The following is a 15,559-nucleotide window of genomic DNA, read 5'->3' as shown; positions in this document are numbered from 1 at the left end:
GCGATCCTGCAACAGGCGCGAGCGGTATGACCGACAGCGTTCAGAACCTGATCTTGGAGCACCTGCGGGGTCTGCGCGCAGGACAAGACAGCATCGTCCGCGAGATTCGAGAGCTTCAGTCGCGCGTCGTCAGCAGCCTCGAGGCTGCGGTGCTGGGCACGAAGCGCGATCTGGTGTTCACTCAAGAAGACGTTGCACGACAGCAGGTGACCCTCGACTCCATCAAGGACCGGCTTAGCCGCGTCGAGCGCCGGCTTGATCTCGTGGACGAGGAATGACTTGGGCATCGCGCAACTGTGGCCCGGTTTGGGCCTGGCTCCCACGCTCCAGCGTGGGAGCAAGCGCAGACGCTCCAGCGTCGCCGCGTGTGCAGCGCCGGGGCTTGATCAAGCGCTTGGAAGCCATGGGCCGTGCGCTGATTTGCCATGGCGGCAGGCACGACTGGTAGCACAACCCGGAGCCCAAAGCGTCAACGGCGGTCCTGAGACATAGCGAAATCCGCGAGCATCTCGCAAACCAAATCATCAAAAAGCCGAGCTGACCGCTCTTTACCTATCGGCATCAAGTCTACGCAACCCCCGGACGAGGACATTCCATGCCCATCCGCGCCGTGCAACCCAACGTCCGCGTCGTCACGCTGAACATCGACGGGCAGGATCTATCCGCCCGCGAGGACGAGACCATCATCGAGGTCTGCCGCGAGAACAAGATTCCAGTGCCGAGCTTGTGCTGGCTGGAGGGGCTCTCGGTGGTCGGCGCCTGCCGGCTCTGCGTCGTCGAGGTGGACGGCGGTCCGCGCCTGCAGGCCGCCTGCTCCACCCGCGTCCGCGAGGGCATGCGGGTGCAGACCAACACCGACAAGCTGCAACGCTACCGCCGCACGCTGGTGGAGCTGTTGTTCGCGGAGCGCAACCACGTCTGCTCCGTCTGCGTCTCCAACGGCCATTGCGAGCTGCAATGGCTGGCGCAGCGCTGCGGCGTCGATCACGTGCGCATGCCCTACCGCAATGCCAGCTACAGCGTCGACTCCAGCCACGAGATGTTCCGGGTTGACCACAACCGCTGCGTGCTCTGCACCCGTTGCGTGCGGGTCTGCGATGAGATCGAGGGCGCCCACACCTGGGACATGATGGGGCGCGGCAGCGGCTGCCAAGTCGTCACGGACCTGGCCAAGCCCTGGGGCGACAGCGAGTCCTGCACAAGCTGCGGCAAGTGCGTGCAGGTCTGCCCCACCGGGGCGCTCGTCAAGCAGGGCACTTCCGTCGGGGAAATGGTCAAAGACCAGCAATTCCTGTCCATTCTGGCGCGGCGGAGGAGTCACCGATGAGCGGCAACGGCAAGATTACGGTCGCCACCACCTGGCTCGACGGCTGCTCCGGCTGCCACATGTCCTTTCTGGACATGGACGAGCGGCTGGTGGACTTGGCCCAGCACATCGACGTCGTCTACAGCCCGCTGGTGGACGCGAAGGAGCTGCCGGAGCACGTGGACTTAGGGATTCTGGAGGGCTCCATCAGCAACGAGGAGGACCTGCACAAGGCGCGCGAATTCCGCGCCCGCTGCAAGCTCCTGATCAGCCTTGGGGACTGCGCCGTGAACGGCAACGTCCCGGCCATGCGCAACCCGTTCAAGCTCGACGACGTGATCGAGCGCGCCTACCGCGAGAACGTGGACCTGAATCCGCAGATCCCGACCGAAGGCGTGCCGGCGCTGTTGGCGCTTGTGCAGCCGATCCACGGCGTCGTGCCCATCGACATCTTCGTGCCCGGCTGCCCGCCGCACGCGGACGCGATCCACTACGTGCTCACCGAGCTCATCGCCGGGCGCACGCCGGACCCGGGCCGCGTGACGCGCTTCGGCGCCTGAGCGGCAGGCGGATGTGGCCGCGGACTGAGGCCGCCGCGCCCACCCCCACCCGCCCGCCACCCGCGGACACCTTCAATCACGCAACCATCGGGCCACGCACCATGAGCCGCACCATCAGCATCGAACCGGTTACCCGCATTGAGGGCCATGCGCGCATCACGCTGCAACTGGCCGACACCGGCGAGGTCGAGGACGCCAAGTTCCACCTCACCCAGTTCCGCGGCTTCGAGAAGTTCTGCGAGGGCCGCCCCTATCGCGAGATGCCGGCGCTGACGGCGCGCACCTGCGGCATCTGTCCGGTGAGCCATCTGCTGGCCTCGAACAAGGCCTGCGACGACCTGCTCGCGGTGACCATCCCGCCGACGGCGGAGAAGCTCCGGCGCATCATGAACTTGGCGCAGCTCCTGCAAAGCCATGCGTTGAGCTTCTTTCACCTGTCATCGCCGGACCTGCTGCTCGGCTGGGACTCCGACCCCAAGGATCGGAACATCTTCGGCGTCATGCGCGCGGAGCCTGAGCTGGCGAAGAGCGGCATTCGGCTGCGGCAGATCGGCCAGACCATCATCGAGAGCTTGGGCGGCAAGAAGATTCATCCGACCTGGGTCGTGCCGGGCGGTGTGAACGAGCCGCTCACGGTCGCGAAGCGCGATGCCATGCTCGCGATGCTGCCCGAGGCGCTGACCATCGCCAAAGACACCTACGCCTTCTACAAGACCCTGGTGCCCAAGTTCCTGGACGAGGCGAGCCACTTCGGCACCATGAAGACCATGTTCCTGAGTCTGGTGTCGCCGGACGGCCACCTGGAGCACTACGACGGTTATCTGCGCCTCAAGGACGCCACCGGCCGCATCCTCGAGGACAAGGTGCCGCCGCGCGACTACACCCGCATCATCGGCGAGGCGGTGGAGGACTTCAGCTACATGAAGTTCCCGTATTACAAGCCGCTCGGCTACCCGAAGGGCATCTACCGGGTCGGCCCCCTCGCCCGGCTCAACAACGCCGACGCCTGCGGCACGCCCTATGCCGACGTGGCGCTGGCCGAGTTCCACACCCTGCAGGAGGACGCGGGACCCATCGCCTCCAGCTTCCACTATCACTACGCACGGCTGGTGGAGATCATCTACGCCATCGAGAGCATGCAGCGCCTGCTGAAGGACCCCGAGATCCTCGACACCCGCGTGCGCGCCCGCGCCCGCGGCAACAAGAGCGAGGGCATCGGCGTGTCCGAGGCACCCCGCGGCACGCTGATGCATCACTACAAAATCGACGATGAAGGGCTCATCACCTGGGTGGACCTCATCATCGCCACCGGCCACAACAACCTGGCCATGAACCGCAGCATCAAGCAGGTCGCCGACGCCTACGTGGACGGCACCGACGTGAAGGAAGGCATGCTGAATCGCGTCGAGGCCGTGATCCGCTGCTACGACCCCTGCCTGTCGTGCGCGTCGCATGCGTTCGGGCAGATGCCGATGGTGATCGATATCAGGAATGCGGCGGGCGACGTGGTTCGGCGGATTGCGAGGGGGTGAGGGAAGAAGTACGGAGTACGGGAATAAGTACGGAGTACGGGAAGAAGTACGGAGTACGAAGTACGGGGGGCACCGCCTGTACGGCCTCGGCGACCCGTACCTCGTGCGCCGGCCATGCGCGGCGGTCGGGACCCAACTCCGGCGGTACAGGTTCCCTCACCGTACTCCGTACTCCTCCGTACTCCGTACTCCGTACTCCGTACTCCTCCGTACTCCGTACTCCGTACTCCGTACTCCTCCGTACTCCGTACTGAATCACATGCAAACCCTCATCATCGGCTACGGCAGCCCCATCCGCGGTGACGACGCGGTGGGGCCGCTGCTCGCGGACCGCATCACCGAGCTGGTGGAGCAAGGCAATTGGCCCGCCGGCACCGAGGTCGAGGCGCGCCATATCCTGACCGCCGAGCTGGTGACGGAGCTGCACCGGGCCGAGCGCGTGGTCTTCATCGATGCCGCCGCGGAGGGCACGCCCGGGGAGGTGCGCACCCGCCGCCTCGCGCCGGACCCAAGCGCGCCGTCGACCATGGCCCACTTCCACGACCCGCGCGAGCTGCTCGCGTGGTGCGAGGGGCTCTACGGCGCCGCCCCCGAGGCCTGGCTCGTGACCATCTCGGGCGGCGCCTGGGACTACGGGCACTTCGAGCTGAGCGCGGCCGTCGGCGCCGCACTCGCCCCCGCCATCGCCGCGGTGCGCGAGCTCTGCCTGACCGGGCCCGCCGACACCTGAGCCCGCGAGCGCCCTGTCGCACTCGGCTCGGCGTCGGCCACGGCTCGATGCCGTACCGGCGGCGCCACCGTACTTCGTACTTCGTACTTCGTACTTCGTACTTCGTACTTCGTACTTCGTACTTCCTACTTCCTACTTCCTACTTCGTACTTCCTATTCACATGACCGCATCCACCGCCGATGATCCGTTGTTCGCCCCGCTTCAGGCAGGCGAGCTCAAGCTCCCCAACCGCATCGTCCTTGCACCGCTGACCCGCTCGCGGGCCGCGCAGCCGGGCAACGTGCCGACCACGCTGAACGCCGAGTACTACGCCCAGCGCGCCGGCGCCGGGCTCGTCATCTCGGAGGCGACCAACATCTCCGAAGTGGCCATGGGCTATGCGTTGACCCCCGGCATCTTCACCGATGAGCAGATCGCCGGCTGGCGGCTCGTCACCGAGGCCGTACACGCCGCCGGCGGGCAGATGGTGCTGCAGCTCTGGCATTGCGGGCGCATGTCCCACGAGGCGCTGCACCCGGGCACGCCGAACATGGCGCCATCGGCCGTCCACTGCGACGGTTGCCAGGTCTTCTACGTGGACGACGCGGGCCAGGGCGGACTACGCCCCGTGTCGCCGCCAAAGGCGATGACCAAGGCCGACATCGACGCGACCATCCAGGACTACGTGACCGCCACGCGCAACGCCATGGCCGCGGGCTTCGACGGTGTGGAGGTGCACAGCGCCAACGGCTACCTGCTGCACGAGTTCCTCGCCAGCAACACCAACCAGCGCACCGACGCGTACGGCGGCGGCATCGTCAACCGCGTGCGGTTCCTGTTCGAGGTGATGGACGCGGTGCTCGGCGAGGTGCCGGCCGGGCGCGTTGGCATCCGCGTCTCGCCGCTCTTCACCTTGAACGGGATCGACGACGCGAACCCGGCCGAGACTTATGGCTACGTGGCGGAGCACCTGAGCCGGCGCGGCATCGCCTACCTGCACGTTGCGGACACGGACGTCATGCGCGGCGCCGAGCCCCAGATGGAGCAGATGCTGTCCTTCACCCGGGGCAAGTTCGACGGTGTGGTGATGCTGAACGGCGCCTACACGCCGGAGCGCGCCCGCGAGGCGCTGCGCAACAACGACGGCGACTGCGTCGCCTTCGGCCGGCTCTACCTCGCGAACCCCGACCTACCGGCGCGCATCAGACAGGGCGGCCCGTACAACGCGCCGAACCCAGCTACGTTTTACGGCGGCGGCGCCGAGGGCTATACGGACTATCCGACGCTGGAGTGATGCGTTGGCACAGGTGGCGCCGGCATCCTGCCGGCGGCACGCATGCATCTTGTGTTGGCTGCCGGCTGCAAGCCGGCGCCGCAACAACGCAAGGCTCAGGTGGCCTGCGCGGCGATGGCGTCGCCGGTGCCGGTGACCTCGTTGTGCTCGTTGCAATAGACGAGTGTCGGCTTGAAGACTGCCGCCTCCTGCTCGGTCATGCCGGCATAGCAACAGATGATGACGCGGTCTCGGGGGCTGGCCTTGTGCGCGGCGGCACCGTTGATGGAAATGATGCGCGAGCCCGCCTCGGCGCGGATGGCGTAGGTGGTGAAGCGCTCGCCGTTGGTGACGTTGTAGATGTGAAGCTGCTCGTACTCGCGGATGCCCGCGAGACGCAAAAGGTCTTCGTCGATGGCGCAAGAGCCCTCGTAGTCGAGCTCCGCGTGGGTGACGCAGGCGCGGTGCAGCTTGCACTTGAGCAAGGTGAGTTGCATGGGGCTCGTAGTCCTCCCATGGGCGGCAGGATGGCCATCCGGCGCCCGGGCTGATGGTGGGCAGGGTCGTCGCCGTCGCGGCCGAACCAGGGTGTCACTGGGGGCTTGGATGCCGTCGGCGTCGTTTTGCTGCGGTGCAATATGCGCGCTATTGTCGCAACGCCTGCGCTCTAACCGCAAGTGGTATCCGGGCTTTCCTTGGTTTTCCGCTGGGAGCGGCGGATGCAGGCGCCGCTCGCCATGGCCGTCAGCATGGCGGCACCACGGACCGCTCGAAGCAGAGGTTGTCGATGAGCCGCGCACGCCCGAGCCGGGCCGCCGCGAGCACCACCAGGGCGCTGTCCTGCGCCACGGCTGGCGCCAGGTCCTGCTGCCGGCGCACGCTCACGTAGTCGGGCGTCAACCCCGCATCCCGCAGCGAGCGCAGCGCGGCCTGCTCCGCCGCAGCAGGCGCGGTGCCGGCGGCGACCACATCGGCGAGCGCGCGCAGGGTTCGATACAGCGCCGCTGCCCGGACCCGCTCGTCGGCGCCGAGATAGCCGTTGCGCGAGCTCATCGCGAGCCCGTCCGGCTCGCGCACCGTCGGCAGGCCCCTGATCTCGATGTCCATGCTCAGGTCCGCCACCATGCGCCGGATCAGCATGAGCTGCTGATAGTCCTTCTGCCCGAACACCGCGACGTCGGGCCGCACCAGGTTCAGCAGCTTCGCGACGACCGTGGTGACGCCGGCGAAGTGCCCCGGCCGGCTCGCACCGCAGAGCTCCGCCGACAGCCCGGGCACCTCCACAACGGTGTGCCCGACGCGCCCATGCGGGTACATGGTCGCCTCGGACGGCGCGAACAGCAGGTGGTTGCCGGCGTCGACGAGCCGCTCGGTGTCCGCGGCAAGCGTGCGCGGATAGGCGTCCAGGTCCTCCCCCGGGCCAAACTGGAGCGGATTGACGAACACCGTCGTCACGACCCGCTCCGCCTGCGCCAGGGCGTCTTGCACCAGCGCGATGTGGCCGGCGTGCAGGTTGCCCATGGTGGGCACGAGCCCGATGCGCAGGCCCGCCGCGCGCCACTCGGCGAGCCGGGCGCGCAGCGCCGGGAGGTCGTGCAGGGTGTCCATCAGCGTATTAGGCATCAAACCTAGCGAGGCAGAGCCTCAGACCGACCAGGGCACGCCGCCTCGTCTTGCGCAACCCGCTCGTCGGCGCATTGAACCAAGGGCCAAGGGCCAAGGGCCAAGGGCCGAGGCGGGCTCCCTTGGCCCTCGGCCCTTTTGCCTGCAAGCGCCTTGTCGTCGTGAAACTTGACTCATCTGCAAGCATTCGGCGCTGTCAAGCAATCTAGTCGGCATCAGAAGCGCGTCTCGTCCGGCCCCGGAAAGCCGCCGGCCTTGACCTCCGCGACGTAGCGCGCCAGCGCATCGGCAACGCCGCCGCCCGCGGCCATGAAGTCGCGGCTGAACCGCGGCGCCCGCCCCGGCAGCAGCCCGAGCATGTCGTGCAGCACCAGCACCTGGCCGTCGCAACGGTTGCCGGCGCCGATGCCGATGACCGGGATATCGAGCCGCGCGGACAGTTGCTCGGCGAGTGCCGCCGGCACACATTCCAGCACCAGCAGCGACGCCCCGGCCTCCTGCAGGGCCAGGGCGTCCGCCTCGATGCGTGCGGCGCCGGCGGCGTCCTTGCCCTGGTAGCGATAACCGCCGAGCTGATGCACCGACTGCGGCAGCAGCCCGAGATGCCCGCACACCGGCGCGCCGAAGCGGGTGAGCCTGCGCACGGTATCGGCCAGCTCGGCACCGCCCTCGAGCTTGACCATCGTCGCACCGCCCTCGCCCATCAGGCGCTCCGCGGCGGCGAGGGCACGGTCTTCCGTCGCATAGCTGAGAAAAGGCATGTCCGCGATCAGCAGCGCCCGCTCGGCGGCACGGCTGACGCAGGCCGTGTGGTAGACCATGTGCTCCAACTTCACGGGCACCGTCGTCGGCTGCCCCTGCAGCACCATGCCGAGGGAGTCGCCCACCAGCAGCACCTCGACGCCGGCGGCCTCCAGCAAGCGCGCAAAGGCCGCGTCGTAGCAGGTCAGGCAGGCAATGCGCTCGCCCCGGCGCTTCATCGCCGCCAGGGTGGCACTGGTGATCCGCTCGCCGCGCATGGCTTCGCGCTCCTCGGGATGCGTTGAAGGAAATGTCGGCCGCTGCTTGGTCCGGATCGAAATCGAAATCGGGATCGGGATCGAAATCCCCCAACGCAGCAGGCTCAAGCGACGCCGGAGTGCGAGACATCTGCGTCATGCGCTGCCGCTCACCGTCGATTTCGATAGCGACTTCGATAGCCCAACGTCGGGCTCAAAAGGGCCGAGGGCCGAGGGCCGAGGGCCGAGGGAGTCCTCCTCGGCCCTTGGCCCTTGGCCCTTTGCTTCACCTCTGGTCGGTTTGAGGCTCTGCCACGCCAGGATCAGGAGGATAAGCGCACGCCGGACGGCTTGCCATCCCCGCCGGGGGTCATCGGCATGCGTCAGCCAACGGTCGGCAGCGCGAGCGGGACAGGCGCCAGCGGCTCCACCCCATGCTTCGGCACCGCCGCCAACAGCGCATCGAGCCGCCCCTGGCCGGGGATGTCCAGGTCCACCGGCGCCACCTCCGCGAGAGGCACCAGCACGAAGGCGCGGCGGTACACCTCGGGATGGGGCAGCGTCAGGCCCGGCTGGCTCTGCCGGCGGCTGCCGAAGACCAGGATATCCAGGTCCAGCGTGCGCGGCCCCCAGCGCGTGCCGTCGCGCACGCGGCCGTGGTCGCGCTCGATGCGTTGCAGCGCGGCGAGCAGCGTGGACGGCGACAGGCGCGTGACCAGCCGCGCCGCCGCGTTGACGTAGTCCGGCTGCACCCCCGGCCCAACCGGCGCCGTGCGATAGAGCCGCGACATCCGCTCCAGCCGGCTCGCCGGCAGATGGGTCAGCGCCGCCGCCGCCTGCTCCACGTGCGCACGCGGGTTGTCGAGGTTCGCGCCCAAGCCGATGTAGACGGTCTCGGCGACAGCGTGGTCAGTCGACATCCTCGCCCCCGGCGCGCCCCTCAAAACCCGCAATGGGCTCGCCGATGCCGCCATCCTCGCCCGCACCGCCGGCGGTCTTGGGCTTGCGGCGCCGACGCGGACGCTTTTTGGTGCCGGCGCCGGTCATCTTGGCGCGGTCGGTGGTGTTGGCGTCCTGGAACTTGGTCCACCATTCGGCGAGCTCCGGGTCCACCTCGCCCGCCTCCGCGCGCAGCAACAGGAAGTCGTAGGCGGCACGAAAACGCGGATGACCCAGGAGCGCCATGGGCCGGCGGCCCTGGCGGCGCTCCAGCCGCGGCTGCAGCGACCAGATCTCGCGCATGGGCATGCCGAAGCGCTTGGGGATCGCGATGTGGCGCTGCTGCGCCGTGGCGACCTCATGCGAGGCGAGCGCGATGGCATCCGCCCACGCGCTGCCGGCATCGAGCAGTTCCTGGTAGCGCAGGCGCACCGGCTCCCACAGGAACACCGCGAACAGGAAAAACGGCACCACCGATTTGCCGTCGAGCACGCGGCGGTCGGTGGTGTCGAGCCCGCGGCTCACAAACACCATCGGAAACTCATGCTCCTGCCGGGCCAGACACGCATCGGTGGCCGGAAAGAGCTGCGCGAAGAGCCCATAGCGGCGGAGCTTCTCGAACGCGTGCAGCCCGTAGCCCGCCTGGAACATCTTCAGGATCTCCTCGAACAGCCGCGCCGGCGGCACCTCCGCGAGCAGCGGCGCGAGCTGCGGCAGCGGCGCCTCGCACGCGGGGTCGATCATGAAGCCGAGCTTGCAGGCGAAACGCACGGCGCGAAGCATGCGCACCGGGTCCTCGCGGTAGCGGGCCTCGACGTCATCGCCGATGAGCCGCAGGCGCCCGGCCTTGATGTCCGCGAGCCCATCGGCGTAGTCCACCAGCGAGAAGTCGTTGATGTTGTAGTACAGCGCGTTGATCGTGAAGTCCCGGCGCACCGCGTCCTCGGCGATGCTGCCGTAGACGTTGTCGCGCAGGATCATGCCGTTCTCGGTGCGCAGCGTATCGTCCTCACTGCCGTCCTGGCCGGCGGGCACGGCGCTGGCGCGGAAGGTGGCCACCTCAATGATCTCGGGGCCGAAGAAGACATGCGCGAGCCGGAAGCGGCGCCCGATGAGCCGGGAGTTGCGGAAGACCGTCCGCACCTCCTCCGGCGTCGCATCGGTGGCGATATCGAAGTCCTTCGGCTCATGGCCGAGCAGCAGGTCACGCACGCCGCCACCCACCAGATAGGCGGCATGCCCCGCATCGCGCAGCCGGTACAGGACCTTCAACGCGTTCGGGCTGATATTGCTGCGCGAGATGTTGTGCTCGGCGCGGGGGACGATCAGCGGTTCGGGATCAGCGATGGCAGACAAGGGATACAAACGGCTGTTGGGGGATGGTCGGCTGTGTGGAATCCGGGTCCGACGGTGTGGCCGGCGCGGGCCGGAAGCCGCGAATGTTGGACGAAAACAACGTCGCGGCAAGCTCGCAGCCGAGGCGGCATGACCGCCGGGGCCGGGGCTCGCGGCATCAGGATGCAGCCCGCGGCGAACGCTTGAGCAGCGCCTGATTTCCTGTATAGTACGCGATTCGCGCAAGCGCATCTGCTCCCTTCGTCTAGTGGTTAGGACACTGGCCTCTCACGTCGGCAACAGGGGTTCGAATCCCCTAGGGAGCGCCAACTCCCGCGCTTAAACGGCCCAACGAGTGGCCCAACGCCGCGCCTCGAGGCTACCCTTCTCTTCTATTGCCGTGTCCGCGTGCGCTGCTTGCGCGGCGCTGATGGTGCGTGTCCGAAAGCCCGAGACGTCGCCTGGCTTTTTGTACGAGAATCGCCGACCAAAATGAGAGAGAATTCGTCGGTTTGGCCGCTCAACCCTTAGAATTTGACTGCCTGCTATTCGTTGCCGAGCGGAGGCTACAGCGTGGCCGCCGCGCCCGCACGCCGACGTCGTGCAGTTCGGCCGTTGCGCGCGATCCTCTTCATCTGTTGCATGCCCAAGCCGCTCACCGCTCGTCAGCGTCGGCAGGGTTCGCTTTGTTTCACTTCACTTTGTTTCACTTCACCCTGAATCGGAGGTTTTCATGATGTCACTGATGACACGCTCCATTGCCGAGGCCATCGGCACCTTCTGGCTCGTGCTCGGCGGCTGCGGCGCAGCCGTGCTCGCCGCCGGCTTCATGGCCGACATCGGCGGCAGCAATGTCCACATCGGCATCGGCCTGCTCGGCGTCTCCTTTGCCTTCGGCCTCACGGTGCTGACCATGGCCTACGCCATCGGCCACATCTCCGGCTGCCATCTGAACCCGGCCGTGACCGTCGGTCTCGCCGTGGGCGGGCGCTTCAGCTTCGCCGAGGTGCCCCTGTACGTGGTCGCGCAGACGGTCGGGGCCATCGTCGCCGCCTTCCTAATCCTGATCATCGCCAGCGGCAGCCCCGGGTTCGCGCTCGCGGCCAACAGCCTCGCGGTGAACGGTTTCGGCGAGCTCTCCCCCGGCGGCTACGGCCTGATCCCGGCGCTCATCACCGAGGTCGTCATGACCTTCATGTTCCTGTTCATCATCCTGGGCGTCACCGACAAGCGCGGCACCGCCGTGGCGGGCGGCTTGGCCATCGGCCTCGCGCTGACGCTGATCCACCTGATCTCGATCCCGGTGACGAACACCTCCGTGAATCCGGCGCGCAGCACCGGCCCGGCCCTGGTGCTGGCCTTGAACGGCGAGGGCTTGGCCTTGGCCCAGCTCTGGCTGTTCTGGGTCGCGCCCATCGCCGGCGCCGCCCTGGCCGGCGTCGTCTATAAGCTCTTTGAGGCCGGCAAGCCCGAGCCCGCCGCGATGCCCGCGACGACCTGACGCGACCTCGGCCGACGCCTCACCGTCATCGCAACGGCGAGGCGTCGCCCCCCCTGGGTACGCCGACTTCAGTCGGCCTCTCCCGGGTACGCCGACTTCAGTCGGCCCCTCCCGGGTACGCCGACTTCAGTCGGCCTTTCCCGGGTACGCCGACTTCAGTCGGCCTCTCCCGGGTACGCCGACTTCAGTCGGCCTCTCCCGGGTACGCCGACTTCAGTCGGCTCGTTTCTGGCGCACCAACTACCGGCTGGTGACACCGCTCCAGCGGTGTCACCCGTCTCCCGGCGCTCCGCGCCGCGGCACGTCGAGCCCACCCTCCGTTGCCGGCCTGAAGCAGTAAGACACTCTACTACCACGACCAGCGCCGCGGGCTCCGTGCGTAGCCAGGGCTTCCAGCCCTGGTGGCGTCAGGCCAGGATCGCCTGACTACGCAGGCGACCGCTGCTGTGGCCGGAGTTATGATCAAGGCCTCCGCGGGATCGGCAGCAAGGGTCGCAATTTCGGCATCAGCAATCGGGAGATATCCGGCTCCGTGCTTCCTATTTGGTTGATTTAGTAAACTGTCAGCGTAATTCCCGATAGGGCGATCCGCCAGCCCCCGCCCAGCGAAGCGTCGCCAAATCGAAGCATGCGTCGGAATGCGCGGTCAGCATCGAGCTCGTCCGCCGTTGGCGGAGCCGCTATCGCGTTCCGCCCTACGCGGGCTGCGCGCGACTTTCATGGTATCGCCGCTCCCAAAGGGCGAGGCCTCAGCCGCCGCGGGCCACCTTGTCCTGAGCAAAAGCGAGGCCGTCGCGGCTGCAAGCCGCGGCCACCCGCTGCCGATGCAGGCTCGGGTCCACAACGGCCGCCATGGCGTGCTCATCCAGCGGTTCATTGCCCAGAGGCCCGCCGACAGGCCCCAGGAACAGCGCGACCCGACGCGCCATCTTCTCGGGCTCGGCCAGCACCTCGGCGTGGTTCAGCCACAGCGTCGCGACGCTGCCGTGCTGACCCAGGAGGCGCTTCAGCCCGGCGATCTGGCCGGCATAGGCCTGTTTGAGCTTGTCCTTGGGCAGCCGTGCGCCTTGCTTGTCCAGGTTCGCGAGCATCACGTCCTGGGAGGCCGCCACCTCGTCCAGATCCCGCTCCATGAAGATCACCTTGAACTGGTGCGGCTTCGGCGGGAGGTAGGGCAAGAGCTGGGCGATGATCTTCACCGCCTTGCCGTCGGCCGCCGGCAGCCAGGTGCGGTCGGTCATCAGGCGCTTGGCGGGCTCGTACTCGAAGTAGCCCTTGGGGTTGTCGCCGTCGGCGGTACGCTCGCCGTCGGTGAGCGGCGCGATGCCGCCTGCGCTGAGCATCTGCATCATCATGCTGGTGCCGGAGCGCGGCAGGCCGGAGACGACGACGATGTCGCAGGGGTTCTGAGCCAGCACCGGGTCCTCGGGCTTGGGTGCGTTCGGGTCGTCCAGCTCGATGGGCGCGACGTCCGCTGCGCCGTCCACCTTCGGCACCGCGCCGGCACGCCGGGCGCGGTGCTGCTCGATGCGTTCGCCGATCTCGGCGATGGCGCGGGTGCGCTCCTCGGCCTTGGCGCGGGCCGCCGGTGAGCCGCCGAGCACGTGGCTGTACAGGTGCTCCAGGCGGCGATGGGCGTCGAGCAGGTTCGGGTTCTGCGAGACGGCCACCTCGAAGGCCTGCACCGCCTGGCGGTAGCGCGCGAGGCCCTCCAGCGCAACGCCGAGGTAATGGTGTGCCCACGGGAAGTGATAGCGCAGGCCGACGGTCTTGAGCCCGAGCTGCGCCGCACGCTGGAACTGCCCGCGGGCCAGCGCGACCCGGGTCAGGCCCAGGTGCGCATCGGGGTTGAGCGGGTCGAAGCCGATGACCTTGCCGAAGGTCTGCTCGGCGTCGTCCGGCCGGCGCATCTCCAGGTACACCCGCCCGATCAGGGTCAGCAGCCGCACGGACTTGGGGCTCGCCTGCTCGGCCTTGGCGAGCACGGCCAGCGCCTCGTCGTACTGGCCCTCGTCGAACAGCACGTTGCCGAGCAGGTAGTGCATGAAGTACGGGCTGAACTGGGCCTTGGCGCGCAGGTTCAGGTACTGCTCGCGCTCCTTCACCGACATCAGCGGGGGCTTCTCGGCGTCCGCCTCCTCGGGTGTCTCGAGGGATTGGCGCAGGCGCTCGGCCTCGGCCTCATCGGCGGCGGCCTGCTCCAGCTCGGCCTCGTCCGCGGCGTCCTCGCCGCGCTCGGCCTTGCGCTGCTTCAGCACGGCGTGGAACGCCTTCAGGTGCTCGCGGGCGGCGTCGGCCTCCTGCTTGCGGCGCTCCAACAGGGCCTCGACGATCTGGCGCTGGAACCCGGTCTGTCCCAGCATCTGCGCGCAGTAGGCGAGTCGGACCCCGAAGCGGTGCTCCATGGGCCAGTCCCTCCACAGCCGCTCCAGGATGTCGATGGCATGCGCGAAGCGCCCGGCGTCCATCAGGGACTCCGCCAGGTTGAAGTCCAGCTCGCGCTGGGTCTGGCGCTGGGCCTCGGACTTGTCCACGTCCGGCCGCTCGATGTAGCCGAGGTCGACCAACTGCTGCATGGTCTCGGCGTCGTCGCCGCCCGGCATCTCCTTGGCCTCCGGGTGGCGGCCGTCGTCGCCCGGGATGGCATCCCAGCTCTCCACCCACTCCACCTCCGGCAACTGTTCCCCTTGGGGCTCGAAGCACTCCAGCAGCGGCTCGCCGTCCATGTCCTCGCCCACCGGCAGCCCGAAGACGGTCAGGATGGTCGGGGTCACGTCCAACAGGGTCGCGCCATGGATCAGGGCATCCTTCCGGATGCCGGGGCCGGCAATGAGAAAGACGCCGTGCTCGCGGTGCTCCACCGCGGGGCCCGCGGGCTCCTTGGGGATGGCGCGGGGGCGCAGATGATCCGGGTGGAAGCCGTGATCCGAGCAGATGACCACCGTGGTCTGGTTCAGGTCGATCTTGGACAGGGTCTGCCCGAGCATCAGGTCATGGAACCGATAGCCCATGTCGATGATGTTCGAATAGAGCTCGAAGTCCCGCTCCGGAATCCAGTCCTGGCGCGGGTGGTGGTACTTCATGAAGCCATGGCCGAAATGGTCGATGGCATCGAAATAGACGGCCATGAAGTCCCAGGGCTCGCGGTCCATCACCCAATCGGCGCAGGCATGGATGCTCGCGGTCTCGGCCAGGATCTTCGCCACGCCGATGGGGCGCTTGTCCTTCTCGAGGTCGATCTCCTGGAGCTTGGGGATGAAGGGCTCCAGCACATCGGCGCCCAGCTCCTCCGGGCGCACGCGGAACTCGGCCAAGGTCTGCGCAAGGCGCTCGGGCCACACCGTCTCCGGGCGCAGCGGCCACGGCTGACCGGGGCCGTGCTCCACCTTCGGCGCCTTCTGGTACATGTCCGAGACCATGACGCCGTTGATCCGCTCCACCGGATGGCTCGGCCACCAGCCGATGACGTTGGAGCGCAGGCCGCTCTGGTTCAGGATGTTCCAGACCGCCTTGGTGCTGCGCCCCAGGTTGCTGATGGCCCGCGCGCCGCCCTTGGGGTCCGGCTCGGCGAAGCCGTGGATGCCGTGCTTGAAGGGCCGCTTGCCGGTGGCGATGCTGGTCCAGAGCATTGGTGAGAGCACCGGGTGCAGGGTGGTCAGGTTGCCGCGGGTGCCGCGCTCGATCAGGCCCTTCAGGATGGGCATGTCGCCCTGGTCCACCAGGCGGTCGATGGTCTTCCAGTCGGCGGCGTCCCAGCCGATCAGTAGGAGCTTGCGCGTCAT

At 68.0% G+C, this 15,559-nt stretch carries 13 protein-coding genes and 1 tRNA gene; 8 read left to right on the top strand and 6 right to left on the bottom strand.

Features of this window, described 5'->3' with window-relative positions:
* The first annotated feature begins 26 nt into the window (after positions 1-26).
* The 6 genes from ML01_RS20435 (at position 27) to ML01_RS20410 (ending at position 5,402) form a co-directional block, all read left to right on the top strand.
* Positions 27-278: a hypothetical protein gene (locus tag ML01_RS20435; protein WP_058557240.1), complete on the top strand. Its 252-nt coding sequence runs from the start codon at positions 27-29 to the stop codon at positions 276-278.
* 317 nt (positions 279-595) lie between these two features.
* On the top strand, positions 596-1,327 hold the full coding sequence (gene hoxU / locus ML01_RS20430) for a bidirectional hydrogenase complex protein HoxU (protein WP_058557239.1): 732 nt from the start codon (positions 596-598) through the stop codon (positions 1,325-1,327).
* Positions 1,324-1,866: an NADP oxidoreductase gene (locus ML01_RS20425; protein ID WP_058557238.1), complete on the top strand. Its 543-nt coding sequence runs from the start codon at positions 1,324-1,326 to the stop codon at positions 1,864-1,866. The genes hoxU and ML01_RS20425 overlap by 4 nt, the downstream gene beginning before the upstream one ends.
* Before the next feature lie 101 nt (positions 1,867-1,967).
* Positions 1,968-3,398, top strand: coding sequence for a Ni/Fe hydrogenase subunit alpha (locus ML01_RS20420; protein ID WP_058557255.1), 1,431 nt, complete (start codon positions 1,968-1,970; stop codon positions 3,396-3,398).
* A 259-nt stretch (positions 3,399-3,657) separates the two neighbouring features.
* Positions 3,658-4,128, top strand: a complete 471-nt coding sequence (locus ML01_RS20415; RefSeq protein WP_058557237.1) for a hydrogenase maturation protease — start codon at positions 3,658-3,660, stop codon at positions 4,126-4,128.
* A gap of 161 nt (positions 4,129-4,289) precedes the next feature.
* Positions 4,290-5,402: an alkene reductase gene (locus ML01_RS20410; protein WP_058557236.1), complete on the top strand. Its 1,113-nt coding sequence runs from the start codon at positions 4,290-4,292 to the stop codon at positions 5,400-5,402.
* Positions 5,403-5,497: 95 nt separating this feature from the next.
* Here ML01_RS20410 and panD read toward each other — a convergent pair whose 3' ends face one another.
* The 5 genes from panD to pcnB form a co-directional block, all read right to left on the bottom strand.
* Positions 5,498-5,878, bottom strand: coding sequence for an aspartate 1-decarboxylase (gene panD / locus ML01_RS20405; protein WP_058557235.1), 381 nt, complete (start codon positions 5,876-5,878; stop codon positions 5,498-5,500).
* Between the two features lie 247 nt (positions 5,879-6,125).
* Positions 6,126-6,989: a pantoate--beta-alanine ligase gene (panC, locus tag ML01_RS20400; protein WP_058557234.1), complete on the bottom strand. Its 864-nt coding sequence runs from the start codon at positions 6,987-6,989 to the stop codon at positions 6,126-6,128.
* A 230-nt stretch (positions 6,990-7,219) separates the two neighbouring features.
* A complete protein-coding gene (panB, locus tag ML01_RS20395; protein ID WP_058557233.1) occupies positions 7,220-8,023 on the bottom strand; it encodes a 3-methyl-2-oxobutanoate hydroxymethyltransferase in 804 nt (267 codons plus the stop codon).
* Between the two features lie 362 nt (positions 8,024-8,385).
* Complete coding sequence (gene folK / locus ML01_RS20390; RefSeq protein WP_058557232.1) at positions 8,386-8,922, bottom strand: 2-amino-4-hydroxy-6-hydroxymethyldihydropteridine diphosphokinase; 537 nt, start codon at positions 8,920-8,922, stop codon at positions 8,386-8,388.
* A complete protein-coding gene (gene pcnB, locus ML01_RS20385) occupies positions 8,912-10,306 on the bottom strand; it encodes a polynucleotide adenylyltransferase PcnB (protein WP_371258228.1) in 1,395 nt (464 codons plus the stop codon). The genes folK and pcnB overlap by 11 nt, the downstream gene beginning before the upstream one ends.
* Positions 10,307-10,530: 224 nt before the next feature.
* Here pcnB and ML01_RS20380 point away from each other — a divergent pair.
* A tRNA-Glu gene (locus ML01_RS20380) sits at positions 10,531-10,605 on the top strand.
* Positions 10,606-11,012: 407 nt separating this feature from the next.
* Entirely contained in the window at positions 11,013-11,777 is a 765-nt protein-coding gene (gene aqpZ, locus ML01_RS20375) for an aquaporin Z (RefSeq protein ID WP_058557253.1), read from the top strand.
* Positions 11,778-12,526: 749 nt separating this feature from the next.
* On the opposite strand, the gene ML01_RS20370 is transcribed toward aqpZ, so the two are convergent.
* Positions 12,527-15,559 carry an alkaline phosphatase family protein gene (locus tag ML01_RS20370; protein ID WP_058557231.1) on the bottom strand — a complete coding sequence of 1,011 codons (3,033 nt, stop codon included), beginning with the start codon at positions 15,557-15,559 and terminating at the stop codon, positions 12,527-12,529.

Source organism: Thiohalocapsa sp. ML1, from assembly GCF_001469165.1.
Taxonomy (GTDB): Bacteria; Pseudomonadota; Gammaproteobacteria; order Chromatiales; family Chromatiaceae; genus Thiohalocapsa.
The sequence above is the reverse complement of the archived record's forward strand: the minus strand, read 5'-3'. Positions and strand labels throughout refer to the sequence as shown.

Bases quoted from the DNA above. Each gene is read 5' to 3' on its own strand.
- hoxU (WP_058557239.1), top strand. From the start codon at position 596: ATGCCCATCCGCGCCGTGCAACCCAACGTCCGCGTCGTCACGCTGAAC.
- aqpZ (WP_058557253.1), top strand. From the start codon at position 11,013: ATGTCACTGATGACACGCTCCATTGCCGAGGCCATCGGCACCTTCTGG.
- ML01_RS20410 (WP_058557236.1), top strand. From the start codon at position 4,290: ATGACCGCATCCACCGCCGATGATCCGTTGTTCGCCCCGCTTCAGGCA.
- panD (WP_058557235.1), bottom strand. From the start codon at position 5,878: ATGCAACTCACCTTGCTCAAGTGCAAGCTGCACCGCGCCTGCGTCACC.
- panB (WP_058557233.1), bottom strand. From the start codon at position 8,023: ATGCGCGGCGAGCGGATCACCAGTGCCACCCTGGCGGCGATGAAGCGC.
- ML01_RS20425 (WP_058557238.1), top strand. From the start codon at position 1,324: ATGAGCGGCAACGGCAAGATTACGGTCGCCACCACCTGGCTCGACGGC.
- ML01_RS20370 (WP_058557231.1), bottom strand. From the start codon at position 15,559: ATGACGCGCAAGCTCCTACTGATCGGCTGGGACGCCGCCGACTGGAAG.
- ML01_RS20435 (WP_058557240.1), top strand. From the start codon at position 27: ATGACCGACAGCGTTCAGAACCTGATCTTGGAGCACCTGCGGGGTCTG.
- folK (WP_058557232.1), bottom strand. From the start codon at position 8,922: ATGTCGACTGACCACGCTGTCGCCGAGACCGTCTACATCGGCTTGGGC.
- ML01_RS20420 (WP_058557255.1), top strand. From the start codon at position 1,968: ATGAGCCGCACCATCAGCATCGAACCGGTTACCCGCATTGAGGGCCAT.
- ML01_RS20415 (WP_058557237.1), top strand. From the start codon at position 3,658: ATGCAAACCCTCATCATCGGCTACGGCAGCCCCATCCGCGGTGACGAC.
- panC (WP_058557234.1), bottom strand. From the start codon at position 6,989: ATGGACACCCTGCACGACCTCCCGGCGCTGCGCGCCCGGCTCGCCGAG.